The sequence below is a fragment of the Candidatus Nanopelagicales bacterium genome (assembly GCA_028687755.1).
GTDB lineage: Bacteria > Actinomycetota > Actinomycetes > S36-B12 > S36-B12 > UBA11398.
In genome coordinates, this window is sequence record JAQTZL010000004.1 from 1 (window position 1) to 25,613 (window position 25,613).

Genomic DNA, 25,613 nt, shown 5'->3' on the forward strand with positions numbered 1-25,613 from the left:
AACTCACGAGTCGGCGTTTTGTTTCATTCTTAGGAAGTTTCGGCACTTTGACTGAAACCAAATGCATGACTGGAATTTCCTGAGTGATAGCCATCTGGAATTCCATTCCAAGGACACGCGCAAGTCGCTCAAGCGTTGTGCTGCTGGGTTCGTGTTCCCCTGCTTCCAAGCGCGCAATAGTCGGTTGTTGCATGCCAAGTTCCTTGGCAAGGGCAGTCTGCGAGAGATTTCGATCAGCACGATAAGCAATCACTTGGATAGCGACTTCGTGAGCGAATGCCATGCGCGCTGCATGTACAGCAACACTTGAATCTTTGAAACTTGTCGCTTTGACATCAGCGGCCTTACGCATTTCCGATAACTTCGCCATCGCTATTCCTCTGTCTCCAGTAACCGCTTCATCGCTGCTCTCACTGCTTTATCGAACGCTCTTCTGTTTTTGTTTGCTTCAGGACAAACGGACAACACCACAAATGTCTCGCTTATCGATCCGTAAATGGCACGCCATGGGCTCGCTCCTCCACGCGGTCTGAGTTCTCGAAGTTCGCCCCCGACTCCCTGAATTCCGCTTGCGTGCGGAAAGGGAAGACGAAACCCGAGGTGTTCAAGTTTTTCAACCGCATTGAGCAGCGAAACTAGTTCGCGCGCAGGAAGTATGAGGCGCTCGTCCTCGGCATCCGGGTGCCACAACACTTCCCACATCAAGGAACGTTACCAGATATATAGCACGAATGCTATACCCCTATTTCAAGGTTGCGATGAACGACTTGCACTCGTCATAGGTTGGCAACAGACCGAGCTCAGCAGCTTGGGCCAAGGTCGGCGCCGCCGCATCCTTTGGTGAAAGCAATGCAGCCGTGCCCTCGGGGAACGGCAAGCCAAGGGCTGGATCAAGTGGATGAATGCCATGTTCGCGGCCTGGTGCATAAGGCTCAGAGCACAGATAGCCAACGGTTACAGAATCTGAGAGTGCGCAGAACGCATGCCCCAGGCCTTCAGAGATGTAGAGCCCGATGCGGTTTTCGTCGTTGAGTTCGATCGCATCCCACTGACCGAAGGTTGGTGAGCCCACCCGAATATCCACAACGATGTCGAGAATGCGTCCGCTGAAGCACTGCACATATTTGGCTTGACCGGGAGGCACCTGAGCAAAGTGCACACCGCGCACAGTTCCGAGCTTGGAAACCGAAATATTCATTTGCTCGAGTGCAAGTGAATGGCCAGAAGCGGTGCGCAGCATGTCGGCCTTGAAGGCTTCCAGAAAGACTCCGCGATCATCGGGCCGCTGCAGCGGGGTGAACGACCACACGCCTTCGATTGCTAACTCATTGACCTGCACCCGTGAAGGTTATCGCCAGTGCGATCAGGAACCGTGGCTGCCACGAAGAGCCAAGTACGCTGACCCAATGCGAATCGCCATCCTGGGCACCCGAGGTGTCCCAGCCACCTATGGCGGATTCGAAACGGCCGTTGAAGAAATCGGCAAGCGCCTGGTTACTCGCGGATATGAGGTGACGGTCTATTGCCGCAACCCTGGTCAAAAGCAGACCGAGTACCTCGGCATGCATCTGGTGAATCTTCCAGCGATCAAGCATCGATTCACCGAAACCTTGAGTCACACCACCTTCAGCACCGCTCACGCCATCATCAAAGATCGCCCTGACGTGGTGCTGCTGCTGAACGCTGGAAATGCCCCACTACTTCGCCCACTCAAGCTCGCGAAAATCCCCACCGCGATTCACCTGGATGGTCTTGAATCCAAGCGTGAGAAGTGGCGTGGCGCGGGAGCCAAGTACTACAAGTGGGCCGAAGACGCTTCAGTGAAGCAAGGCCAAGAAGTGATTGCTGACGCGCAAGCCATCGCCGATCACGTGAAAGCGGGATATGGCCGAGATTGTGTCGTGATTGCCTATGGCGCCCCCGTGATTCATCCGGAAAGTACCCGCCTACATGAACTTGGCCTTGAGCAAGGCAACTATCACTTGGTGGTCGCACGCTTTGAGCCAGAAAATCATGTGCTCGAAGCAGTGCATGCATACAAGGCAAGTAACGAAACCAAACCGCTGGTTGTGGTTGGTAGTGCTCCGTATTCCCAGTGGTACGTGGATGCAGTGCATGGCGCAGCGGCCAATGATCCGCGCATTCGCTTCACCGGCGGTATTTACGACCAAGAACTTCTTGACCAGCTCTATGGAAATGCAACCACCTATATTCATGGCCATAGCGTTGGTGGCACGAATCCGAGTTTGCTGCGCGCCATGGGTGCAGGCGCCGCAGTGTTGGCATATGAAGTTGAATTCAATCGCGAAGTGACGAATAACCAAGCACTCTTCTGGGCTGATGCGGATGTACTCACAGCCTTGTTCAATGAGATTGCAACGGGTGCCAAAGACCAAGAGCTCGCCGAACTCAAAGCAAAGAGCCAACAACGAATTCTTGAGCATTATCAATGGGATCAAGTCACTGATCAATATGAAGCATTGATCAAGAAGCTGTATGACAGCAAGAAAAACACAAGCAAAAACGAAGGCGCGAGGAAATGACCGTCGGCGTTGTCATCGTCACGCATAACTCTGCGCATTTCATTGCGCAAACACTGGAAAGCGTCAAGAACCAAACCCAGTTGCCTGACTTCATTGCCGTGATTGATGATCATTCTGCTGACAATACGATCCAGGTAGTGCATGAACAGCTCGTGAGTTCTGGTATTCAGTACCTGATTCACCCAGCAAAAACTGAGGAATCAGACCTTCACACCCGCATTGCCCAAAACTTCATGCAAGGCGTGAAGGAAGCGCAAAACACGGGCATGGAAATCATCGTGCTCGGTGATCACGATGACCTTTGGCATGAACATCGCATTGCGCAGCATGTGAAGAGCTTTGAAGAGAACCCCACCGCGGTGATGGTGGCTGCCGATGGTCTGATCAAAAGAGATGACAATCCAGCAGTAGATCAAACGTCTTTGCCGCAAACATCTCATCAAGAAACCCTGCGCAGTTCATTCCCAGTGCCAGCAGATTTCAATGAGCTGCGCACTACGCAGCAATTCAGTTATGTCATGAAGCATTCCGTTGCGACTGGCGGAGCCAGTGCGATCAAGCCAGAGAAGTTCCAAGGTTTTAATGTGCCAAAGGGTTGGTTACATGATCGTTGGTGGAGTTTGGCAGCAACCGCGCATCGCGGTTTAGTTATCGACACCACCCCAGTGATTGATTACCGCATCACGGCAGAACAGCAAGTTGGGCTTGATACTGCGAATCAACAGGCGAGCAAGGCGAGTTGGTTAGGTGGGCACCTCAAGAGACTTCCTCGCACGATCAAGCGCAGCTACGACCTAGTACCGCTGTACATCGCTAGCCGTTAAGCGGTAAACGGCGAGAACGCAACAGCCGCGAATTAAAGCCCGCGCAAATGCGTGACGCATATTGATGCGGTCGGCGATCCAATTCCTAAGTAAGGGACTGTGGTGCATTCCAAGGGTGTAGGTGCAAGAGCTGCCGGAATTGATGCATAGAACGCATCAACTTGTGATTGCGAAGGTGCATAGAGCGCAAGCGCTGTTGGGCGTAGCAATTGTTGAAGCTCATTCGCGCCATCACTAGACAACACAGCACCTTCAGCAACGTTGTTGTATTTACCCCACAGTTGCATTGCTGCAATCGTGCTGGTGAGGCGATCTGGGTCTGTCCAGGTAGCGATGCGATCAGTTGGTGAAGTTTGCGAGAGCACAAACTCTTGCGCCGCAACATTTGATCTCATGAGGTCTTCAACTTGGTAATCAAAATACGCAGCGTTCATTGGGTATTGGCCGTAGATGCCGAGATTGCCACGGCCATTCTGCAAGAACTGTGATGCCAAGCCCAACACGATCAAGGCGAACATCACGGCAAGCCAACCTACGAGTGATCCACGTGTTGCGCAGAGCATCAGCGTCACAAACACCACAGCGGAGGTGAGCAGCACAATGGAAAGCCCAGTACTCATATCGAAGATGCGATCTGAGTTGCCTGCCCACACCATGAACACGATCAAGAAAGGAATCATGAGCCAGCCAACAAGCGTTACCTGCCGTTGCCCGAAAACAGCAGCAATAGCAATCACGATTGCGGCAAGGGCTCCTGGCCAACACATTGCCGCGTAGTGCGGGGCTTCAATCCACGGGCCAGGTATAAGCTGCATGTAGCCAAGGGTGTAAGCGATGTTGCCAAGTGCCAACACGAGAGCCGTTGATGTCCAGCGGTTTCGCACAAACACCAATGCGAAAACTGCTACGAGCACTGACAGCAGCAGAACCAAGAAAGCCACGTCTCGCGTCCAGATATGTGGATCACTTATGAACGATGCGTAATCAAGTTTTGCGTTCCACGAGCGATACGTGCCAAACCAATCAAGGCCCGGGAACATTGTGCGACCAAGCAGAAGAAAAGCCGCAAAGGAAATAGCGAAACCGAGAACAATCCACAGCAATTCGCGCATGAGCGCGAGTGCGCTTACCCGATCAACCCACCATGCAACGACGCGAATGCCAAGCCAAAGGAACCCGGCGAGCATTGCGTTGTAAGGGTTGAGCATCACCAGCCAGCCGAAAACCAAGCCAACAAGAATTGGTTGCGCGAGGTGATAGCCGCGCCCAGGAACAGCACGTAAGCGCGATGCACCAAGAGTGATGACTACGAACGTTGCAGCCATGGCCGAGCCAGTTGCGTAGGTATTGCCCAAGTAGCTGAGCACCATGGTGTTGAGGCCAACGAAAAATGCGAGCGCCACTGAAAGTGCTCGACCAGTTAATCGACGCGCGAGCCAATAGGTCGCACCAATGATGAGCAACAACATCAGGCCCCGCCAGATGGCAAAGCCGCCCCAGATACCGAACATTTTGATCAGCCCATGAACGGGAGCCAAGTACCCAACACGCGTCCAGTAGTACGAGCCGTCGATTGCTCGGTCGTGCACTGAATGGCCAAAGATCGCCAAGGTTGCAGAGAATTGAGAGTCAGGGGAGTTAAAGCCGGTCCACCATTTGGCACCCACACCCCACATCACAATGGCCCACACGCCGAGCACCAGAGCGATGTCGGTCAAGGCAGAACGTGAGCGAATGCGGGTCATGATGAATGAAGCGTAGGGAAATAGTTAAGCAATCTGCGTTGACTCATCGCCAAAATCGGCGACGATTCGAATCTGACCTCCAAGCGCATTGATGTAGGCACGTAACGTTGTGATTTCTGAACGATCGATTTCTCCACGTTCAATTGCTGAAACTCTGCGCTGGGAAACACCCATGACCTTTGCGACTTGCACCTGGGTGAGTTTCCTGGATTTGCGAAGTTGTGCAAGCTCATATCCAGTAATGAGGTTTTGTATTGCGCGACGACCAGCTTCCTCTTGCTCGGGCGTACGCGGCCGCTTCTTCTTAACATCCTCCCAACGAACCCACTCAGTCATGGTCGTTCTTCCTCTCGTGCGTGTAGCCAGTCTTCAAACCTTTGATCGGCAATGGGAATTGCCCTTCGGTACCAGTTGTTCCATTCACCCTGCTTATCTCCGGCCAGGAGGAGCACTGCATTACGCGCCGGGTCGAAGGCAAACAGAATTCGAAAGGTGCCAATCCGCAGCTCCCTCATATTCGCGAACTTGCTTCCATGTATTCGGTCAACCAGCGGCCTACCCAGAGTCGGCCCGAATTCGCTCAGAGCCTCCACCCCGTCGCTAATTCGGTCATAAGCGGAGCGATCAAGGGACTGAATCCAAGACGCCACCTCAACCACGACAACCACCACCCATCGTGATTGACGACTCTCAGAATAGAACTCTTGCATTCTAAAATAGATCGTGTGAGAAGTAAATATTTGGCATGACCGACCGCTCCTTTGGCTAGAAAACCGCCAGTGTGAGCCGACAAGGCAGAAGTGATCAAACGGCTATCCACAGGCCACACCCTCATGCGCAAGGCACGGGCAAGAGGAGCATTCCCACTAGGCTCTTTGAGGTGTCCGCCCTGCTGATCGACGTCACTGACCTCGTCGAATTCCTGCAGCGCCGCGAATCCGTCTCTGGTGTCCAGCGCGTAATCGCTGAGACCACCCCGCTCCTCGAAGGCCACTCGGAAACAGCGGCCCATGCCGTGATCCTGGATCGTGGCCGAGGTGTGTTCGTCCAGCTCAGCCATTCAGAACACCACTTGCTGATCCATCGCGGAGCCCGAGCCGGCAGCGATGCAAGCCGCGATGAGCTGGCAGCCGCAGCAACCGGAGCACTGAACCGTGCGGCCACCGCAACGCCTGTGAAGATCAATCAAGGCGATGTGTTGCTCTTCCTCGGAGCGCTGTGGATAAACGATGCGTTGATGTTGGCTGCGCGCGATGCGCATGCTCAAGGCGCGACTCTTGTTGATCTGCTTTATGACCTCACACCAGTGCTGCAAACAGGTCACACCGCGGCAGTGAACAAACTCTTTGAGCGTTACCTCAATTTGATTTGTCAGACAGCCAGCCGTGTCCCAGCTATTTCTTATTCAAGCCGTCGCGATTTTGAAACCTATGCACAAGCCCATGGCTATGAAGTAGTGCCAGGAGCAGCAACAGGATTGCCATGCGGATTAACACCCCAGAGTTTCGACAATAATCACACGAACACACAATCTTGGCCACGACCATACGTGCTCTTCGTAGGCACAGTTGAGTCACGCAAAAATCACATACTTGCCTTCAATGCGTGGCGCGAACTCATTGAAACTCATGGCGCTGACAATGTGCCCGATTTAGTGTGTGTGGGCCGTTTAGGTTGGCACGCAACGGAATTTTTAACTCAGTACGTCACTAGCCACGGTCTTGACGGCAAGGTCAGTGTGCTCAGCACGAGCGTGAGTGATGCAGAGCTCGCTGATTTTTATGCAGGTGCGGAATTCACGATCTATCCATCGAATTACGAAGGATGGGGTTTACCCGTTTCTGAAAGCATTGCCTTTGGCAAGGTTCCCGTTGTTGCGGACAACTCTTCACTTCGTGAAGCAGGCAGAGATCTCGCCATCTATTTCGAAACGGACAATCAGCAAGCTTTTATCCATGCACTTGACGCAGTACTCAATAAAGAAAATCGTGCGCAACTTGAAGCACGCATTGCATCAGACACCACACCATCGATCACTTGGGCCAAAGTTGCCGACGTCATCAATCAAGAAATTGCAGCAGCGCAAGCTGTAGGAAGCAGGCCACTCATGGTTCCCGCAATCGAACTCGGTCGTGAATACATGCTCAGCGTGGGCTCACCTGCTCCCGACTCTGGCTACGCCGACCAAGTGCTCGAGCATCTTCAAAGCGAAGGCCTGACACCCATGCTGCGCCAGCCACGAGGCGAGCGAGACTTCGAAATCGTTGACGCAGCAGTCATTGGCACCTTTGGCTCCCCTCAGGTGTGGGGCAATGAACTTCGCCCAGGCAAGCGTGCCGACTTCCGCATTGAGCGCCCGGTTGCCGGCTCGCTCGTGCTGCTCATCTCTACCCGATCAATGCCCGGCGTGGTCACCATCGATGCCAGTGGCCCAGGTGGTCCCGTCAAAGAAGAGGTCTACCTCGGTTCAGTGATCAAGTTGCCTCTTGGAGACGGGCGAGCAGGAGAGTCCGCTCAAGTAAGCCTGACCGTTACCGACGCCACGAATTCCATCGAAGGCTTCATGGGTATTCGTTCATTTGTGGTGCTCAAAGCTGACGACCTCACCGCAGAAGTGCTGGCTCACAAGTCAGCAGCTGAAGCCTTGCGCCAAGAGATCGACTTCATTCAGAACACACGCTCGTGGAAGGTCACGGCGCCTCTACGCAAAATCAAAGGGCGCGGCGCGAACTAGCGAGCATTCGATCGAGCAAATAGGAAGCCGATCAGCTCGCAGCGACATCACCCACGGTGATTGAGTAACGCACCGACGTTCCAACTGATGTGCTGCTACCAAATGATGTGGCTGTCAGTGTGCAGGAACCCTTACCGATTGCATTCAATCGTGAACCAGCCATTACGCACGGGCCATCAACACTGAACAACACAGACGATCCTGAAGTTGCAAAACCGCTCACAACCTGACTCGTCGCACGAGCCATGGCGAATGGTGATGCCGGATAAAGCGTTGTTGCGCCAACAGTTGTGGTGATCTGATCAGTGGTTAACGCAGGCAACACTTTGATTTGCTGAGTAGAAACATTGCTGTAGCCAGGATTGTTGCCGGTGAATTCAGCGCGTAAAAAATGCAATCCTTCTGTTGGCGGAGTCCAATTCATTGATGCCACACCATTGATCGTTGGCACCGAACCGCGAAGTGCGACACCATCGAAGAGAAAACCAACACTGCCTTCAACTATGCCTGCACCGAGCACCGCGCTAATTGTTGACGTTTGACCTACGCGAAGGGCTGGGGCAAAGCGATACGAAACCATTGGTGCGTAGCCAACGATCTCCGGTTGTTCAACCGAAGAAGCGGATGGAGCAAAGGCTGGTGTTTGTTGGTTGTAGGTACCAACAACTGGGTATGCGCCAAAGGCATCTGGAGTCCACGGAATATTGGCTACCGAAACCAGCGGATCACTTGTTGGTTGCAACCAACCAGTACCAAGCACCGGACCAGTGGTACCCACCAAGTACTTCCGCAGCGTCACAGAACCTTGCGGCCGAGCAGAGCCTGCTAGTGCACGCACATAAGCCGTTGTCAGATTTGACTCGACATTGAACTGCAATTGATTTGGGGTATTCAATGAAATTGAGGTTGCAGTTGCAAGCACGGGAACCTGAGTCGAAACAGACGCAGCGCTACCGGTTCCAGTAATAGTCCACACACCACTCGTGGTTGGTATCCACGTGGTTGCACCGAATCCGGCACTATTCAAAGAGATAGGCAACGCAAGAGAAACTGAACCAGTAGACGCAGTAAAGGCCACTGAAGTTGAGCGCGCTTTGGGAATAAACACATTCAAGGGTTGCGCAACACCGACCATCGCGTTCGCAGTTGCTACGTATGGAGCCGGCACAGTGCGAGGCGCACCAAACGCTGGCATAGCAAGAGTGAAGGATGCCGCTGCAAGCACCGCAGCAGTGAGGGAAGTGCGCTTCAACATGTTGTCTCCTTGATCAACGATGACAGTAACCGAATCAGGGCAAAAAGAAAGTCGGGGTAGGAGCGAACTCCTACCCCGACGAATCTGTGAAACGTTAGCTCTTCTTCTTTGGTGCTGCCTTCACTGTGATCGTGTAGGTCTCAGAGCCTGGTGTCAGCTGAGCATTACCTGCAGTAAATGCAGTGACCTGACACTGACCTGCACCAAGTGCAGTCAGAACTGAACCGTTGATCACGCAAGGGCCTTGTTCGCTGAACAACACCGTGGTGTTTGAGGTAGTGGTTGCAGCAAGAGTGACCTGCTGACCCACAGTCATCACGATCGGTGCAGCGATATTCCAAGCTGGTTGGCTTGGTGGATCAACAACAATGTTGTCGACTGCACGAGCACCTTGAATATTCACTGTTTGTGAATTCGTACCACTTGCCTGGCCTGCTTGACCTGCAACAGGGTTACCTGTGTACGAAACAGCAATGGTGTGAATGCCGGTGGTTGGTGGGGTCCACTGGTACGTGGCAACACCATTCACCGTTGGCAGTGATCCACTGATGCCTGTTCCGTCCATTGAGAAGGCAACAGATCCGTTAGGGATTCCAGCCCCGAGCACCGCTTGCAACACTGTTGGTGTGCCTGCGTACAAGTTTGCTGGCCATCGCATTGCAACCGTGGTGTCTGCAGTGGTTGCAAACGGCTGCGAGATTGGGCTCGTTGATGAAGTGAAGTTGCCATTGCTTGGCTGGTACGTAGCAACGAGGGCTTGTGATCCACCAGTGCCTGGTGTCCAAGGCAAGCCAACTGTTGCTGTTGCAGCACCGTAGGCACCGGAGATTGGCTGGGTTGTGATGCCGTTACCGCCAGCAGTGGCCAAGTACACGCTGCCTGTTGGAGCAATCGTGCCGATTGGCGCAACTACTGCAGCTTGCAAAGTATTCGAGACAAACTGCTGAACAGCCTGCTGTGCCATCAGCACGGTGTAGGTAGGTACGGGTGCAACAGTGATGGTGGTGGAACCAGCAGCAATTGCCGAACCAAGTGCGTTGATCGTCCAAGCGCCAGCAGCTGATGGGGTCCAAGAAGCACTTGCCCAGCCGTTAGCTCCCACAATCGCATTCACGGTCGAGGAGTTAGCGCCTGACGAAAGCCCAAGAGTGATGGTTTGACCGTTGAGGCCAGAAACCTGAACTGCAATGAGTTCAGGGACACCAACCATGCCATTAGGGGCATAGATGCCGGCCTTCGTTGCGGCCTGTGCGCCGGTGCCCACAGCAAGTGTGGTTCCAGCGGCAATTCCAAGTGCCAGTGCTGCAGTGGCAACACGGCGGGTCGTGCGCGAGCGGCGCGCAGAATTCAACATTCAAACCTCCTAGATGGTTTGAGCACAGATTACGCCGAATGAGGGCTTTATCCCTGCTCATCGTGGGAGCGCAGCCCCTTAGCGCCAGATCGTTAGCATTGGGGCATGTTGTTTATCGCGCCTCACGAGGGCGCTTGGGGAGAAGCCACGTGCTGACGGCCCTCAAGAAGCAACATGCCCTGATTTGGGCCTTCGCCAACCGAGATTTTGCGACCCGCTACCGCGCAAGCGTGCTGGGTTGGGCCTGGTCGTTGGTGCAGCCCCTTGCAACCCTGGTTATTTTCGCTGCCGTTTTCAGCATCGTGTTCCGGGTTCAGGCCCCAAATATGGGCAATGGCGAGAATTCCTACGCGGCTTATCTCTTCACCGGCATGGTCACCTGGAATTTGTTTTCTAGTTTGGTCACGCTGTCGATGACCCAACTCAAGAGCAACGGTGAGCTGCTGAAGAAGGTGCACTTCCCGGCCTACGCCCCCGTGCTCGGCGCCAGCATCGTGCAGTTGATTCAGGTAGCTCTTGAGCTCGTCGTATTAATCGGCATGTTCTTGATCCTGGGCAACATCGGCTTTACCTGGTTCATTGCCATTCCAATTTTGATTGGCACCGCGCTTTTTGCTCAGGGCATTGGCTTGATGCTTTCGATCATGAACGCCCGCTTTGGCGATGTGATGTACATCGTTGGTGTTGTGCTCGGTGCTCTCTATTTCTTGACCCCAGTGCTGTATCCAATGAGCTTGGTTGAAACACACAGCAGCGCACTTGCATGGGTCGTGAAACTCAATCCAATGTCTTGGTACGTGCAAGCAATGCACGATGCGATGTACACATTGACTGCGGTGTCAGTGCTTGAAGTGTTGGCGCTTCTTGTCGGTGGCTTCCTTGTGTTCTGGGCTGGTTTTAGCATCTTCAACCGCTTCAGCGAAGACATCGGAGAAATGCTGTGAGCGAATACGCAGTCGAAATCTCCAATGTTGGCAAGCGTTTTATGCGCAGCAGCGAGCGTCGCAATTCCATTAAAGAACGCATCGTGCGCGGGCAAGGCAAGCGCGCTGAAGAGTTCTGGGCTGTCAAAGATGTGTCACTGAATGTTCCAAAGGGCAGTGTCTACGGCCTCATTGGTCATAACGGTTCCGGAAAATCAACACTGTTGAAAATGATCGGCGGAATTTACCGACCAACGCAAGGCACCATCACCAGCCAGGGCCGTATCGCTTCGCTGATTGAGCTTGGCGCTGGGTTCCATCCGGAAATGACAGGCCGGGAAAACATTGGCTTGAATGGTTCGATTCTTGGCCTGCCACGTAAAGAAATAGCAGAAGTAACCGACGAGATCATTGATTTCTCCGGCCTTCGCGAATTCATTGACGATCCCGTGAAGCATTACTCAAGTGGCATGTATGTGCGTCTTGGTTTCGCTGTTGCTGTGCATATGAAGCCTGATGTGTTGCTCGTTGACGAAGTGCTCGCAGTTGGCGATGAAGAGTTCCAGCGTAAGTGTTTTGACCATCTCTATTCACTTCGTAAAGCCGGCAAAACCATCATCGTTGTGAGCCATGGCCTTGGCCAACTAGAAGCACTCTGTGATGAAGTTGCCTGGCTTGAACGCGGTACCTTGCAAGAAATTGGCGAGCCAACTGATGTTGTGGCGAGTTATCTCAAGCGCGTGAACGCTGAAGAATCTTCAAAGAATCCGCTCGCTGAAGCTAAGCGTGATGAAGCCGATCACGAAGGGGGCTTACAAAGCAATCTTCGTTTGAAGTCAGTAGCGCTCACCAGTACCGATGGCACGCCGTTGAATCATGCGGAAACTGGCACCACCTTCACAATCAAGGTCGGCATGCACCTCACCGAAACAGTGCTTGGGCCAAATGTGCGCATCGCGTTGCAGCATGAATCAGGCCCGCTCGTGACGATGGTTGGCAATCACAAAGCAGGCTTTGATTTCAGTTACGTACCCGCCGGTGATCACATGGTGGAAATGGACCTGCTTCAAAACCCTTTGCTACCAGGGCGTTATCGCGTACACGTCGATGTGTTTGACCACACTGGCGCCAAGTTGCTCGACTCTTGGAATGATGCGGCTGAGTTCCCAGTACGCAGCGCATCCGGTGAAATTGGCCAAGGCTTTGTTCAACTTCAAGCTGAATACCGATTGAAGTAATCGTGGTCAGTGAATCCAACCCACTGATCAAGGCGAAGCGTCGCGCTGGCCGAGTGAAGCGTTACGTCAAGCGCAAGGTGTATGAACGCAACATCGGCAAGCATTACAAAGCGTGGTTAGCGCAAGCGGAAACCATTGCGCCTGGAACCACCACTCACGACTTCACTATCTCCATCATCGTTCCGGTCTATAACCCACCGATTGATTTCCTAGATGAGTGTTTGAACTCAGTTATCAAGCAGCAAGCAAGCAACTGGCAATTAGTGGTTGCAAACGATGGATCAACGAAGCCTGAAGTCGCTGAATATCTGGCGGCATTTGCAGCAGCTCACGCAACCGATGCCCGAGTTCGCGTGGTCACCAAAGAAAACGGTGGCATTAGCTCCGCATTAAATGCAGCCTTAAGCCACGCGCATGGCGAATACGTGGGCATGCTCGATCATGATGATGCCTTGGATCCACGTTGCGTTGAACTCTTTAGCCAGACGATCGAAACCAATGCGCACCCTGATGCGGTGTATTCAGATGAAGACAAGCTCAGCCCAAAGGGCGAGCACTACGACCTTTACTGCAAGCCTTCGTTCTCACCAGAACTTCTGCTGACCCAGATGTATTTATGTCACTTCACCGTGTTCAAGCGCGAGCAGATGAATGCTGTAGGTGGGTTGCGAACCAGCATGGATGGTGCTCAAGATTTCGATCTTGCTTTGCGACTCCTTCCGCAGTTGAAAAACGTGGTGCGCATTCCCCTTCCGCTGTATCACTGGCGAGCATGGAGTGAGTCGACTGCACTTTCCATTGACGCAAAGCCGTGGGCTCAGCAATCTGCGGCGCGTGCACAGCAAGAACACATCGATCGAACCTTCAATGGTGGAACCGTCGCACCAAGTCATATTCAAGGCTTGAATGAAGTGCATCCGAAGATTGAGGGAACTCACAAGGTTTCCGTGATCATTCCGACGATTGGCACCCTCAATGATCGTGGCACCAGCCGTTATGTCGACGATGCAGTGAAGTCATTGATCGAAAACGAAACTGAAACTGCGCTTGAGATCATCATTGTGACCACAGGTGTGATTCCACATGTTGAAGTCGGCAATCTCGACAAGCATGAACTCAAGCACGTTGTGTATGACACCCAAAGTTTCAATTTCTCTGAAGCAATCAATGCAGGCCGCGCGGCGGCAACAGGTGACTACTTACTTCTTCTGAACGATGACACCACCGTTGCCGAAGCAAATCCGGTAACTAAGTTGCTCGAGATCGGTCAGATCGATGAAGTCGGAGTAACTGGAGCAAAGCTCACGTATCCGGATACTCGCTTCCAGCATGTAGGCATGGTGTTGTTGCCGAGCGGGCCCACCCATGCATGGATTAGCAAGCCCAATAAAGAACCTGGCTACTTTGGTTCGACGCTCACCCCACGCAATTACGCAGCAGTGACCGCAGCGGCGTTCTTGGTACGTACCAGTGTGTTCGATCAGGTTCAGGGCTTTGATGTGGCGTTTGCCAAGGATTACAACGATGTTGATTTCTGTTTGCGCGTACGCGAAGCCGGCTATCGCGTGGCTTGGACCCCGTATGCCCACTTCGTTCACTACGAAGGTGCGACGATGGCTCGCAAGAAGACAGACCAACAAGAACATGCACTCTTTGTTGAACGCTGGTCATCAATGCTCAACAATGATCCTTATTACTCACCAGCACTGAACCCAGAGCTGCAGCGGATTTACGAGGCCCTGTAATGAATCAACCGACGTTCCGCTCCCGTGGTGGGCGCACCCTTGTGGTGTTTGGTGATGCCGCGCTGCTCACGATGGATCGCATGGAGGAGTTCGGCCGCCGGATCGATCGTGATCCGCGCATTGTTTCGCTTTCACTCAACCCCAATGCTCAGTTGACTGATCGCTGGTTGCGTTCAAGTGCCCCGCAAGGCCCAGTGATCGCAATAGCCAAGGATGCTGAAGATCTTGTCGGCGCTTTGCCAACTCAAGACGATGCTCAAGCTCTAGCCGAGTGGTGCATCAAGGCATCAGAGCGCGGCCTGTGGCATGACTGGTGGCTTTCGAATCACCGCGACGTAGCAAAGGCCGCGACGTTCATTGAGTTGAGTCAAGTAGATGAAGCCGAAGCGAACGATCCAAGCAGCTCTCACTTCATCACCTCGCATACTCAGCCCCTCAAGGCACGCAACTTGAACGTCGCCATCGATGCAACGTGGCTGGGGCCTCACCAAACAGGTGCGCAGGTGCTCACCACTGCAGCGATCGAAGCGTTGGCGCACGATGATCGCATTGATGTGATCACGCTCTTTGGTTTGGATGAATTGCCTGATTACGCAAAGCATCTTGAGCAGCTCAGCAAGGTACGTCTAGCCGCCAACGATGAAGGTTCGTTTGATGAGCCGGCAGATGTTGTCTGGTATCCAAATCAGATTGATGGCCGCAGTGATATTTCCGCGGCACGCGATTACGGGCGACGCGTAGTCACGACCTATTTGGACCTCATCGCATATGACATCCCTAGGTATCACGCATCAACTGATGCGTGGAATGCCTATCGCAGCATGCAGCGCCGCATTGCGCTCAGTGTTGATGGCATCACCACGATTAGTGCCGATGTCGCGCACCGACTTGAAGAAGAAACGCCACGCTTGGAAAAAGACCGAGTTCAACCGATTGCCCTTGGCCTTGATCACATCAAGGCTGCAACCGCTCCTGATGAGCCAGATGAAGATCTCAAAGATCTCGTCAAGAACCTTGGTGATCGCCGCTTTGTGTTGGTGCTCGGAAATGACTTCCAACATAAGAACCGTGACTTCGCTATTGCTGTGTGGCAGCAAGTGCTGCAAGCCGGTGAATCCTGCGATTTAGTGCTTGCGGGATTGCACGTGAAGAGCAGCAGCTCAAAGGAAGGTGAAGAAGCATTGCTCGCAAAGCATGTCGATCTTCGCGGGTCCGTTCACACAATCGGTCACGTCACTCCAAACTCACGTGAATGGCTGCTCGCCAATGCGCATGCAGTGCTTTACCCCTCAAGTGCTGAAGGCTTTGGCTTTGTTCCTTACGAAGCAGCAGCACTTGGAACGCCGACAACCTTTGCAAGCTTTGGTCCGTTGAAAGAAATTAGTCAGGTCACCACAACACCAACGCTGTGGACTGTTGATGCCTTTGCCAAGGATCTGACCGAGCTCCTCAAGGATCCACAAGCTGCAGATCAGCGCATCGCGCACCTTCAAGCCGCCATTGCGCAACACACCTGGGCGGGATTTGCCGAGAAACTCATTGACTTCTTCCAGCACGTGATCGGTATGCAAACGGTGTTTACCAGCACGGTGACCAGCACTGCATCGGCCGATGCAGCACTTGCATCGATTATGTCGAGCAAGGCCTATCGAGCAACAGAAAAACTGCGCAAGGTTAAAGGCAAGTTCTCGCGAGGTTAGTAAGACTCCTAGAGAACAAAAACACTCACGACAGCAACAGTTATTTAATCAACCCACGCAAGTAATCGCCGTAACCAGATTTCGCCAACGCATCTGCATGCTGGAGCAACTTCTCATCGGTAATCCAGCCATTGCGCCAAGCGGTTTCTTCAATACAACCAATCTTCGTTCCGGTGCGATCTTCAATCACACGAACGAATTCTCCTGCGTCTTGAAGTGAGCGGAAGGTGCCGGTATCGAGCCACGCAGTGCCACGCTCAAGAACAGAAACGGTGAGGGTGCCTGCTTGTAGGTAATGATCGTTGACTGAAGTGATTTCAAGTTCACCTCGAGCACTTGGCTTAATGTGCTTCACAACTTCAACAACTGTTTCGTCGTAGAAGTAAAGGCCAGGTACCGCGAAGTTGCTCTTTGGTGCTGTTGGCTTTTCTTCAATTGAAATCGCGACGCCATCAGCATTGAATTCCACAACGCCATATTCAGACGGGTTCGCGACTTCATAAGCGAAGACATTTGCGCCTACCTGATGTGTGAGCGCTGAGAGTTTGCGGCCAAGGGATGGGCCGTAGAAGAGGTTGTCACCGAGTACGAGCGCCGCTTGATCGCCAGCAAGGAAATCGGCGCCGATCAAAAAGGCTTGCGCCAAACCATCTGGGGATGGCTGCACTGCATATTGGATGTTCATGCCGAGCTCTGAGCCATCACCGAGTAAACGGGAGAAGCTTTCCGAATCATCAGGTGTCGTGATGATCAGAACATCGCGAAGCCCGGCGCCCATCAAGGTTTCAAGTGGGTAATGAATCATTGGCTTGTCGTAGACAGGGAGCAATTGCTTGCTCACGCCCTTGGTGATCGGCCAAAGCCGGCTGCCAGTGCCGCCAGCCAAAATGATGCCCTTCACAGGAGCTCCCCTCTAGAAGAATGAAACATTAATGCTTTGATCCTGGACGCAAACCACGAAGGCCAGCCTTAGCTTTGGCCAAGCGATCTTCTTCAACTAATGCACCAAGGGCCACATTCACGGCAACGCGGCGAAGCGTGCGCATGGCATGAATGGGTGATTGACGAAATTCTGCTGGCGCGAGCTTTAATCGGTTGCGCACCATCGTGGTTCGTCGCGAAGCGCTGTGCCCTGTTGCCAATACTGTTTTGCCAAAGATCTGAACTTGGCGGGTGTTGCCTAGATGATGAGTGAGCGAAACATCGGGGGCGAGCACTACGCGGAGCCCTTGCTCGCGAATTCGCAAGCACGCTGCAGCATCAACGGCATCAATCCCAAGTGATTCGTCAAAGCCACCAACGCGTTGCATCACTTCCACTGACCACAGTGATCCAGTTTGAATAACTTCTTCAGTGATCAACTGGCCATCAATCAAACGCGATGGGTAACCAATCGCTCCGCTGGCATCGGCAATGTGTTCAGCAGCGACCACACCAACACCAGCAACTGCCCAAGGAATGAGGGAATCGACGTAGCCAGAAGGCAACACCGTGTCTTGATCAACGGTAAGTAGCCACGAGGCTCCTGCATCGAAGGCAAAACCCAGACCTTCGTTCAAGCCACGAGCTATCCCGGCATTGCGTTCATGACGAAGAACGGTGACCCCTAGGGCTTCAACTGCACGAAGGGCAGGATCGAAAGTTGCAGGGGAGGCATCGTCGGTGACTAAGACGGGCAAGCCAGCAGCCTGGAGTGACGTGACCAGAGCCAAGAGTTCGGAGGGTTCGGGCCGATAAGTCGGTACGACGACAGCCACGGATAAGGACACGTGAAAACACTAGTCAGGCTCACGAGATCTGCATACGGGCATTGTCAGAAGGCTGGGTTATATTTATCGTAAGGGTCGCAATTGCGTGGCCGAGAGTTAGCCCCCGAAAGGGGGCTTTCGCTTTTATGGAAATACCTTCAGGCCGATTCCTTGGTAATTTCCCGCGGCGTCTGACAAATACTTTATTTTAAGAACCTCGTAGGTGCGGTTTGGCTGCATTGGCCGCAAAACTGACTGTGCGATTGGCCGGGCTGTGAGGTCTGCAAGTTGCAAGCCTTCGGAATTCATGTGCTTTTCCACAAACACGAGGCGAAGCTGTATTCGGCGAGAGATATTTCTAGAAATGGAAACCACGCCTTGAAAAGCTGTTCGTAACTCAGCATCCTCACGCTTTCCCCTCGACTCAGCGATGATCGTGAGTTGCGAGGGAACTTCTGCTTGCTGGTCGAGAAATCTTGTCGCTCGTTCAAGCGCGAATTCGATTGCTAATGCATAGGGATTAGTGGGGGATGTGTACTTGGACTTGAGCAAACGCTTGTTAATCACGACACCGATGAGGCGAAATTGTGAAGTCTGGATGAGTGAAGTGAGGTCCTGAAGGAGGGCTTTTCGGCGTTCAGGGCCGAGATCCTTAATGATGCCTTTAACTTTGACAAGGTCGGCTTCGTGCAACACGGCATTGTCGTGACCGAAGTATCTGAGTTTCAAATATTTGAAATTTGGGACGACCTCATACAGGTATTGATCCCAGCGACACAAACACATAGACAGCGCGAAGACTGGAAAATTGGCGTCAACCGAATCAAGCGAATGGTCACCAGACTCATCAACAAAAGCCACCCAATCGGTGGGAGTTGGCATTCCAGTGAATTCTGGGTGCTCGGTATGTGGTGACATAAAAAGACGCTAGTCGCAGGGTCTGACTTCCATTACCTGCAAAAAGAGCCGGTAGGCTGCACTTACTCAATTACGTAGGACAACCCCTCGGTTGTCCGATATTCGGTCGGAGGATGTCTTGGCAGAGGCAAAGCGCGCGCTCATCACAGGCGTGACGGGTCAAGATGGCTCCTACATGGCTGGCCAGCTGTTGGAAAAGGGCTACGAAGTGCACGGCATCGTGCGCCGATCTAGTTCTTTCAACCGTGGCCGCATTGACCACTTGCACCACGATGACCACATCCCTGGGAAGAACCTCCACTTGCATTACGGCGATGTCACCGACGCCGCACGCATGCACCAGCTCGTGCGCGAGATCAGCCCGCATGAGGTCTATAACCTCGCAGCGCAGTCACATGTGCGCGTGAGTTTCGATGAGCCCCTTTACACCGCTGAAGCAACTGGCGTGAGCACTCTGAACATGCTCGAAGCAATTCGCAGCCACGACACCAGCATTCGTTTCTATCAAGCAAGCACCAGCGAAATGTTTGGCGCAAGCCCACCACCACAAAACGAAGACACACCTTTTTACCCACGCAGCCCATACGGCGCAGCGAAGGTCTACAGCTACTGGATCACGAAGAACTACCGCGAGGCGTACGACATGTTCGCTGTGAACGGTCAGCTCTTCAACCACGAATCACCACGCCGCGGCGAAACGTTCGTAACGCGCAAGATCACTCTTGCCGTTGCAAACATCGTCAAAGGCAACATGAGTGAACTGTGGATGGGCAACCTTGATTCCATCCGCGACTGGGGCTACGCACCAGAGTTCACCGATGGCATGTGGCGCATGTTGCAAGCAGATGAACCGGATGACTTCGTTCTTGCAACCGGAACTGCCTACACAATTCGCGACTTCCTTACCTTTGCATTCCAACACGTTGGATTGAACTGGGAAGATTATGTGAAGTTCGATCCAAAGTTCTTGCGCCCAACAGAAGTTGATGAACTCATCGGCGATGCTGGCAAGGCAAAGCGCGTTTTAGGTTGGGAAGCAAAGGTTTTGCCACCAGAGCTCGCAAAGATCATGGTTGATGCTGACCTTGCTCGCCTTGATGGTGCTCCTGAAGGCAAGTTCTAGTTTCATTAATCAGAATCGAGTACGTGCGTCAGCATGAAAGCACTCATCACTGGGGTAGCAGGGCAAGACGGCACACTGCTGTCTGAAATGCTGCTTGCTGACGGCTATGAAGTCGTCGGTTTAGTAAAGCCCGATCATGATTACTCGACGTATCTGAAGTACGCACCAACTGCTGAGGTTTTTGAATGCGATCTTGGCGATCCATACAAACTTGAAGAACTCATCATTGATGCAGCTCCCGATGAGATCTATAACTTCGGCGGTATTAGTTCACTCGTTGAAGCATCAGCAAATCCTGAACTCACTCACAAGATCAACGTTGGTGCAGTAGAAGCAATTCTTGCGGGTATGAAAACTCTTGCAAGCCGCGCACGTGGCACCACTGCAACAGTGAAGTTCGTGCAAGCGGCATCAGGCACAGTGTTTGAGGGAACCGAAACTTCACCGCAAGATGAGCGAACACCACGATGCCCTGTAACTCCATACGCAGTCGCGAAAGCGCAAACCCTCGAACTCATTGATGTTGCGCGGGCTCAAGGACTCTTTGCGACCGCCGCGATTCTCTATAACCACGAATCACCACTGCGTGGTGAAGGTTTCGTAACTCGACGCATCACTCAAGGCGTTGCAAAAATTGCTGCAGGCCAGCAGGAGTTTCTTGAACTCGGCAACCTAGATGTTTCGCGTGACTGGGGCTGGGCACCGGATTACGTGCGTGGCATGCGCGCCATGATCGCGGCGACCACCCCGCACGATTACGTTCTGGCAACGGGCCATAGCCACGAACTGAAAGATTTCATCGCCTTGGCCTTCAAAGCCGCAGGAATAGAAGGCTGGCAGCCGCTGGTGCGTACGAACGATGATTTCCGTCGCCAAACTGACCCGACCTTGCTTCGGGGGGACAGCTCGCGTGCCTACAAGGAACTGGGTTGGGAACACACCAAGAGCTTCGAAGAGATCGCTCAGGCCATGGTGGCCTACGACCAACTTCTACTAACTGACCCTCAAGCCCTTTGGCACGAGTAGCTGAAGTCGATTCCACGACCTTTAGTCAAATTCCACGGATCGTTGAAATTCAGTTCGCAGTGAAAGATCTAAAACTGTTGTACCGAGATACTTTTGAATCAGATCACCCAAATGCTCGGGACCATCAACCGATGGCGAATCTGGTGTTAGAGAAATATCCATAATGATTTCCTTTCACCAAGCCGCGGACTCCAAGATTATGAGAGTCAACATATTCTCTCAAGGCTTGCTCTCGCGCCTGTGGATAAACCTTCGCTGCACGCCGTACGCTCATTCCTCGTGACCGCCCGAAAGATCTCCTACGCGCAAAACGCTGAGGACATCCGTGTCTGGCGGGCCTTTCGGGATCAGGATCCAACTGGCCTGACCTACGTAGATGTTGGCGCCAATGAACCTCGACATCTGAGCATCACCGCGAGCCTCTATGACCAAGGCTGGCGAGGCATCCTCATTGAGGCTGATCCAGACCACGCTGAAGAACTTCGCATTCATCGCCCACATGACACTGTGGTTGAGTGCGCGGCTGCTGATCACGATGGCGTGCTGACCTTCCACCGCGTACCTGGCACCGGCCTTGGCACATTGGCCGCGAAAGAAGCAGAAGTCGCTGCAGGGCGAGGCTTTGAAACCTCAACCTTTGACGTGCCAACTCGCAAGCTCAGTGCAATCTTGGATGACAACAACGTCACCACGATTCATTTCATGAGCATCGACGTTGAAGGCGCGGAAAGCTCAGTGCTGGCCGGCCTAGATCTTGATCGCCACCGCCCTTGGGTGTTGTGTGTTGAAGCAGTGTTGCCCGGCACCAGCGTGCGCTCGCATGAATCTTGGGAAACCGCGATTACCAATCACAACTACTCCTTCGCAGCTTTTGATGGCGTGAATGCTTGGTACGTAGCAAATGAACACTCAACACTCATCGAATCTGTTGCGACGCCTTTCAATGCCATTGATGCAGGCGCTGATGGCTGGGTGCAATTCGAAGAAGCCACCTTGCGTGATCGATCAAATAAGGCAGACATTCGCCGCGCTTGGCAACGCGAATTACTTCTGCACGACATCACGAACGAAGTGCCAACCACAGAATATGAAAAGCAGATCGGCGAACTTCGCTCGGCATTGACTCAAGTTGAAGGTTCACGAGCCTGGAAGGTTGCTCGCAAGGGGGCCAAGGCTGGGCGCATCGCGCAATTCAAAGCGCGCCAAGGCATGAACCATTTGCCTGGTCCGCTGAAGCGATCACTTGTGCGTAAGCGACATCTCAAGCACGTGATCATCAATCAAGGCCATCTCACTGATCCTGCCTACCTCGGAAATCCACCAGCAGACCACGTTGGTTGGATCACCCCAGAGGGCAAACCAGCCCTACCTACCAGTGGTTTTCAGCTCACAGAACTCACCAACACTGACATTGCAGGTGCTCAGGCGTGGCTCGCGGCTGGCCCGTATGACGACGATGCAACCCTCAACCTTCGAACCGACAATCACAACGATGAGATCGGACGCCTGAAGGCGGCATTGCGGTTGCGCCTTGCACTGGCTGAACATCCAGCAGATTCAAAGCAAGCTCCAAGCACAACAGTCAACGGCAACAAAATCCTGTTCGATGCACGGAGCCTGCAAACAGCAACCTTCGGTGCTCGAGGGATTGGTCGATTTGCTCTGGCTGCAATACAGAGCGCACGCGCAACAGCCAGTGATGACGAACTCGTATTGTTGATTGATAAGTCGCTCGAGAAGCTGCCAGAAGCTCTCGTTGGTAAGTGCGAGCAAATCACGCGTGTAAACAAGGCAAACGTTCAGCAGTTTGGCATGCTGATTCAGCCATCTCCAATGACCGCAAGCGCTGATCCACTCGTACCGTTACTTAAGCAAGACCTGCAAAAGATCGCAATCGTCTTTGACTTCATCCCAATGCATTACCCAACGATCTACTTGAACAATGTTGCTGCGCGCGCGGAATATGCCGCAGGTCTTGATGCACTTCGTGAATACAACGACTTCATCTGCATCTCACATCTGGCAGAAACCGAACTCAAAGACTGGCTAGGCAAACCACGCGCCGCGCAGGTCACCACATCGGTTGCTTGGCCAAAAGACGTGCTGCCTCGAAGTCAGCAGGTGAGTGTTCAGGAACCAAAAACTGGCCCAATAGTGGTGATGACTGGCGATGAGCCACGTAAGAACACCTATGGCGCGCTCGCCGCAATTGGTGCAGCAACAGCTGGCCGCGATGAAGATCGCAATGTCATGGTGCTGGGCATGGCTGGGCAAGGAACACGCGTGCACCACTGGTCAATCGCAGCAGCGATGCGCCCGGGAGAAGCCCAAACCCTCGGCCGTATCAGCGATGAGGAAATGCACGAGCTGCTTAGCTGCGCAGAGCTTGTGGTGGTGGCGTCATTTGATGAAGGTCTCTCATTACCTGTGATTGAAGCTTTGCGAGCAGGTGCGCCGGTTGTTGCTTCTGATATCCCTGCCCACCGTGAACTCATTGGTTCAAGTGGCTATTTAGCCCCGGCTGGAGATATCAAGGCGTTGGCGAAGGCCATCAACTTTCACCGCGGCAAGAAGTCAACGCAAAAGCAGCAGCTGAAGAAGTTAATGAGTCATCGTCACGAGGATCTAGAAACCTCCATTGCGCAGCGGATCAGTGCACGGAAGAACAACACAACAGCCGAACTTTCCGAACAGCCAATGAAAAAGAACGAACAATTCAGCATTGGCTTTGCCACTCCGTGGGAACCGCAACGATCCGGTGTTGCAGATTTCTCAGCCGCCACGGTGCGCGAATTGGCGAAGTTGGCTGATGTCACCGTCTATACGACCACGGGCGGCAAGGTTGATGAAAACATCAAGCACGCCAACATCGATGAAGTCATCACGAACGGTCACGATCACGATGTATTCGTGACCGTGGTGGGAAATTCACACTTCCATATTCCATTCATCGAAGTCATGAACAAGGTTGATGCTGTTGCCATTGCTCATGACACGCGAATGGTTGAGTACTACATGGCAATGCGCGGGCAGGGTGGCGTTGAGCAAGTTATGGTTCGCGGCCAAGCGCAGCGTTCGCTGAAGCCGTCTCTTGATGACCAAATCGACGATATGCGCTTGCTACAGAATGCTGGTTTCTGGGAGATCGCAAATCAGGCAACACATTTGATCTTGCACGCCCCAAGTGCGGCCGGCCGCATTGAAGAAGAAACAGGTGTGACTCCCAAGCTGCTGCCATTCGCCAATCAGCGCGTTCCGCATACAGATCACATCACCCAAGCAATGCGCGACGAAGCTCGTCAGCGCTTGGGCTTTAACCCAGACACGATTCATTTAGGAACGTTTGGTTTTGTTGATGTTCGAACCAAACTCACCGATGTTGTGGTCGAGGCAGCAGCTTGGTTAAGCCAATGGGGCTACAAGATCTCTCTGCACCTTGCTGGCTCTGCTTCAGAATCTGATGCCAAGGCACTAGCCAAGCGCGCGGAAGAAGCAGGCATTGCTGAGTTTGAAGTCACTGGTTTTCTCACCGACGATCAATTCCGCGATTACCTGCTTGCTGTTGATCTTGGCGTGCAACTGCGTGTGAGCCCACTGCTCGGTGTGAGTGGCCCGTTGAGTGACCTTGCAGCCTTTGGCACCACGAGTGTTGCCAGCTCTGGGCTAGCCATCGATGTTGATACTCCCGATTACATCGATCGCCTTCCCGATGATGTGAGTTCGCTGATGGTTGCTGAAGCAATTGAGCATCGGATCAAGAATCCGATTGCTCACGATGTGCGCGAGCAGCAGCGTCTTGCCTATCTCGATGCGAAATCCCCGGCCCGTTATGCCGAAGCGTTACTGGTACTTCTGAGGCTTGCTGCGCGAGATGTGTAGGACAGGCTTGCGATGTGTAATGCAAACCTGCACAATGAGAACACACCCCCGGTCCTTTGCGTCCGGGTCGAGGCCTCGGATTACTCCGGGGCCTCGCTTTTTATCCCCACTCCACTGGCTTCATCACGATACTGCCGTCAGCACGGGTGATCGGCTGTCCGTCGTGATCCCACTCCCACGGGTGTCTTGGCATTTCGCTGACATCGCGGCGGAAAAACCCCAAATGCACCTCAATATTTGGAAGAGAACGAAGTACTTCCAGGTACCGCTCTTGGCGCTGTGCAGCGTAGAGATTTCCCTGATGCGGTTTAACAATGGCAGTGAAAAACTTCAGGCGGATAACTTCGTAGTGTGGCAACGCAATGCTTGCCAATTTGGTGACATCAAGCCAAAGATGCTCAGTACCGATGAGCGACCGGCGAAAAAGATTGAAGCCATCTACGTAAACGTAAATGGATGGCTTTGAACTCATCATTGAAACCTAGTCTTGGCATGGTTGCCAAGCGAACACTTATCCACAGGCGATGAAGACACAGCTGTGGTGCTTTTGGAGGCTAAACCATTCCTTGAGGAATCGTGCGTAAAGTATTAACCATCAATGCAGGGGTTTCACTCGAAGAAGCTCTGGCCCTAGTGAGAAAGCGGTAGCCATGACAATCACAGTCGCCTATCGCGATCACGATGGGTTTTGGGAAGCGAGCAGCGCGCAGGTGCCAGCTCTAATTGTTGGTGATCAAGACCTAGGTGCGTTGCGAATAATGGTCCGTGAGGCCCTCAACGATTATTTAGAAGATGAACAACTTGAGTTGGTTGAAGTACTCGAACCCATTTCAGCTTCTCAGGTTTTTGGATAAATAG

At 53.0% G+C, this 25,613-nt stretch carries 23 protein-coding genes; 11 read left to right on the plus strand and 12 right to left on the minus strand.

What is annotated here, in order from left to right; translation table 11 throughout:
* Together PHN51_06595 and PHN51_06600 are read right to left on the minus strand one after the other, a co-directional pair.
* The coding region (locus tag PHN51_06595) for a helix-turn-helix transcriptional regulator (GenBank protein ID MDD2818448.1) at positions 1-370 on the minus strand (370 nt) is incomplete at its 3' end.
* Between the two features lie 372 nt (positions 371-742).
* A complete protein-coding gene (locus PHN51_06600) occupies positions 743-1,339 on the minus strand; it encodes a dTDP-4-dehydrorhamnose 3,5-epimerase family protein (GenBank protein MDD2818449.1) in 597 nt (198 codons plus the stop codon).
* A 67-nt stretch (positions 1,340-1,406) separates the two neighbouring features.
* Between PHN51_06600 and PHN51_06605 the strand changes: the two genes are divergently transcribed.
* Together PHN51_06605 and PHN51_06610 are read left to right on the plus strand one after the other, a co-directional pair.
* The gene (locus PHN51_06605) at positions 1,407-2,543 is read left to right on the plus strand and encodes a DUF1972 domain-containing protein (protein MDD2818450.1); all 1,137 of its coding nucleotides are present in this window, start codon (positions 1,407-1,409) and stop codon (positions 2,541-2,543) included.
* Complete coding sequence (locus PHN51_06610; protein MDD2818451.1) at positions 2,540-3,367, plus strand: glycosyltransferase; 828 nt, start codon at positions 2,540-2,542, stop codon at positions 3,365-3,367. Before PHN51_06605 ends, PHN51_06610 begins: the two co-directional genes overlap by 4 nt.
* Positions 3,368-3,399: 32 nt before the next feature.
* Here the strand turns inward: PHN51_06610 and PHN51_06615 are convergent, their stop codons facing one another.
* From PHN51_06615 to PHN51_06625, 3 genes are read right to left on the minus strand one after another with little or no spacing between them, the layout of a single operon-like run.
* Entirely contained in the window at positions 3,400-5,112 is a 1,713-nt protein-coding gene (locus PHN51_06615) for a hypothetical protein (protein MDD2818452.1), read from the minus strand.
* 24 nt (positions 5,113-5,136) lie between these two features.
* Positions 5,137-5,448: an XRE family transcriptional regulator gene (locus PHN51_06620; protein ID MDD2818453.1), complete on the minus strand. Its 312-nt coding sequence runs from the start codon at positions 5,446-5,448 to the stop codon at positions 5,137-5,139.
* Positions 5,445-5,822, minus strand: coding sequence for a type II toxin-antitoxin system RelE/ParE family toxin (locus PHN51_06625; protein MDD2818454.1), 378 nt, complete (start codon positions 5,820-5,822; stop codon positions 5,445-5,447). Before PHN51_06625 ends, PHN51_06620 begins: the two co-directional genes overlap by 4 nt.
* 170 nt (positions 5,823-5,992) lie before the next feature.
* On the opposite strand from PHN51_06625, the gene PHN51_06630 reads away from it, so the two are divergent.
* Positions 5,993-7,846, plus strand: a complete 1,854-nt coding sequence (locus tag PHN51_06630) for a glycosyltransferase (GenBank protein ID MDD2818455.1) — start codon at positions 5,993-5,995, stop codon at positions 7,844-7,846.
* A 31-nt stretch (positions 7,847-7,877) separates the two neighbouring features.
* Here the strand turns inward: PHN51_06630 and PHN51_06635 are convergent, their stop codons facing one another.
* Positions 7,878-9,101 (minus strand): hypothetical protein, encoded by a 1,224-nt coding sequence (locus tag PHN51_06635; GenBank protein MDD2818456.1) that lies wholly within the window; start codon positions 9,099-9,101, stop codon positions 7,878-7,880.
* Between the two features lie 94 nt (positions 9,102-9,195).
* Entirely contained in the window at positions 9,196-10,455 is a 1,260-nt protein-coding gene (locus tag PHN51_06640; protein MDD2818457.1) for a hypothetical protein, read from the minus strand.
* A 149-nt stretch (positions 10,456-10,604) separates the two neighbouring features.
* Between PHN51_06640 and PHN51_06645 the strand changes: the two genes are divergently transcribed.
* From PHN51_06645 to PHN51_06660, 4 genes are read left to right on the plus strand one after another with little or no spacing between them, the layout of a single operon-like run.
* Entirely contained in the window at positions 10,605-11,399 is a 795-nt protein-coding gene (locus tag PHN51_06645; GenBank protein MDD2818458.1) for an ABC transporter permease, read from the plus strand.
* The gene (locus tag PHN51_06650) at positions 11,396-12,616 is read left to right on the plus strand and encodes an ABC transporter ATP-binding protein (GenBank protein ID MDD2818459.1); all 1,221 of its coding nucleotides are present in this window, start codon (positions 11,396-11,398) and stop codon (positions 12,614-12,616) included. Before PHN51_06645 ends, PHN51_06650 begins: the two co-directional genes overlap by 4 nt.
* A gap of 2 nt (positions 12,617-12,618) precedes the next feature.
* Positions 12,619-14,361 (plus strand): glycosyltransferase, encoded by a 1,743-nt coding sequence (locus PHN51_06655; protein ID MDD2818460.1) that lies wholly within the window; start codon positions 12,619-12,621, stop codon positions 14,359-14,361.
* Positions 14,361-16,061, plus strand: coding sequence for a glycosyltransferase (locus tag PHN51_06660; protein ID MDD2818461.1), 1,701 nt, complete (start codon positions 14,361-14,363; stop codon positions 16,059-16,061). The genes PHN51_06655 and PHN51_06660 overlap by 1 nt, the downstream gene beginning before the upstream one ends.
* A 40-nt stretch (positions 16,062-16,101) precedes the next feature.
* On the opposite strand, the gene rfbA is transcribed toward PHN51_06660, so the two are convergent.
* From rfbA to PHN51_06675, 3 genes are all read right to left on the minus strand, one after another.
* Entirely contained in the window at positions 16,102-16,962 is an 861-nt protein-coding gene (rfbA, locus tag PHN51_06665; GenBank protein MDD2818462.1) for a glucose-1-phosphate thymidylyltransferase RfbA, read from the minus strand.
* Positions 16,963-16,990: 28 nt separating this feature from the next.
* Entirely contained in the window at positions 16,991-17,830 is an 840-nt protein-coding gene (locus tag PHN51_06670; GenBank protein MDD2818463.1) for a glycosyltransferase, read from the minus strand.
* A gap of 123 nt (positions 17,831-17,953) precedes the next feature.
* Positions 17,954-18,727, minus strand: coding sequence for a DUF3800 domain-containing protein (locus PHN51_06675; GenBank protein ID MDD2818464.1), 774 nt, complete (start codon positions 18,725-18,727; stop codon positions 17,954-17,956).
* 118 nt (positions 18,728-18,845) lie between these two features.
* Between PHN51_06675 and gmd the strand changes: the two genes are divergently transcribed.
* Complete coding sequence (gene gmd, locus PHN51_06680; GenBank protein MDD2818465.1) at positions 18,846-19,850, plus strand: GDP-mannose 4,6-dehydratase; 1,005 nt, start codon at positions 18,846-18,848, stop codon at positions 19,848-19,850.
* Positions 19,851-19,883: 33 nt separating this feature from the next.
* A complete protein-coding gene (locus PHN51_06685) occupies positions 19,884-20,876 on the plus strand; it encodes a GDP-mannose 4,6-dehydratase (GenBank protein MDD2818466.1) in 993 nt (330 codons plus the stop codon).
* 21 nt (positions 20,877-20,897) lie between these two features.
* Here the strand turns inward: PHN51_06685 and PHN51_06690 are convergent, their stop codons facing one another.
* Positions 20,898-21,038, minus strand: a complete 141-nt coding sequence (locus PHN51_06690) for a hypothetical protein (protein ID MDD2818467.1) — start codon at positions 21,036-21,038, stop codon at positions 20,898-20,900.
* A gap of 117 nt (positions 21,039-21,155) precedes the next feature.
* Between PHN51_06690 and PHN51_06695 the strand changes: the two genes are divergently transcribed.
* Positions 21,156-24,755 carry an FkbM family methyltransferase gene (locus tag PHN51_06695; protein ID MDD2818468.1) on the plus strand — a complete coding sequence of 1,200 codons (3,600 nt, stop codon included), beginning with the start codon at positions 21,156-21,158 and terminating at the stop codon, positions 24,753-24,755.
* Positions 24,756-24,855: 100 nt separating this feature from the next.
* Here PHN51_06695 and PHN51_06700 read toward each other — a convergent pair whose 3' ends face one another.
* Positions 24,856-25,227 (minus strand): hypothetical protein, encoded by a 372-nt coding sequence (locus PHN51_06700; protein ID MDD2818469.1) that lies wholly within the window; start codon positions 25,225-25,227, stop codon positions 24,856-24,858.
* A gap of 178 nt (positions 25,228-25,405) precedes the next feature.
* Here PHN51_06700 and PHN51_06705 point away from each other — a divergent pair, with 178 nt between their 5' ends.
* Positions 25,406-25,609 (plus strand): hypothetical protein, encoded by a 204-nt coding sequence (locus tag PHN51_06705; GenBank protein MDD2818470.1) that lies wholly within the window; start codon positions 25,406-25,408, stop codon positions 25,607-25,609.
* Positions 25,610-25,613: the final 4 nt, after the last annotated feature.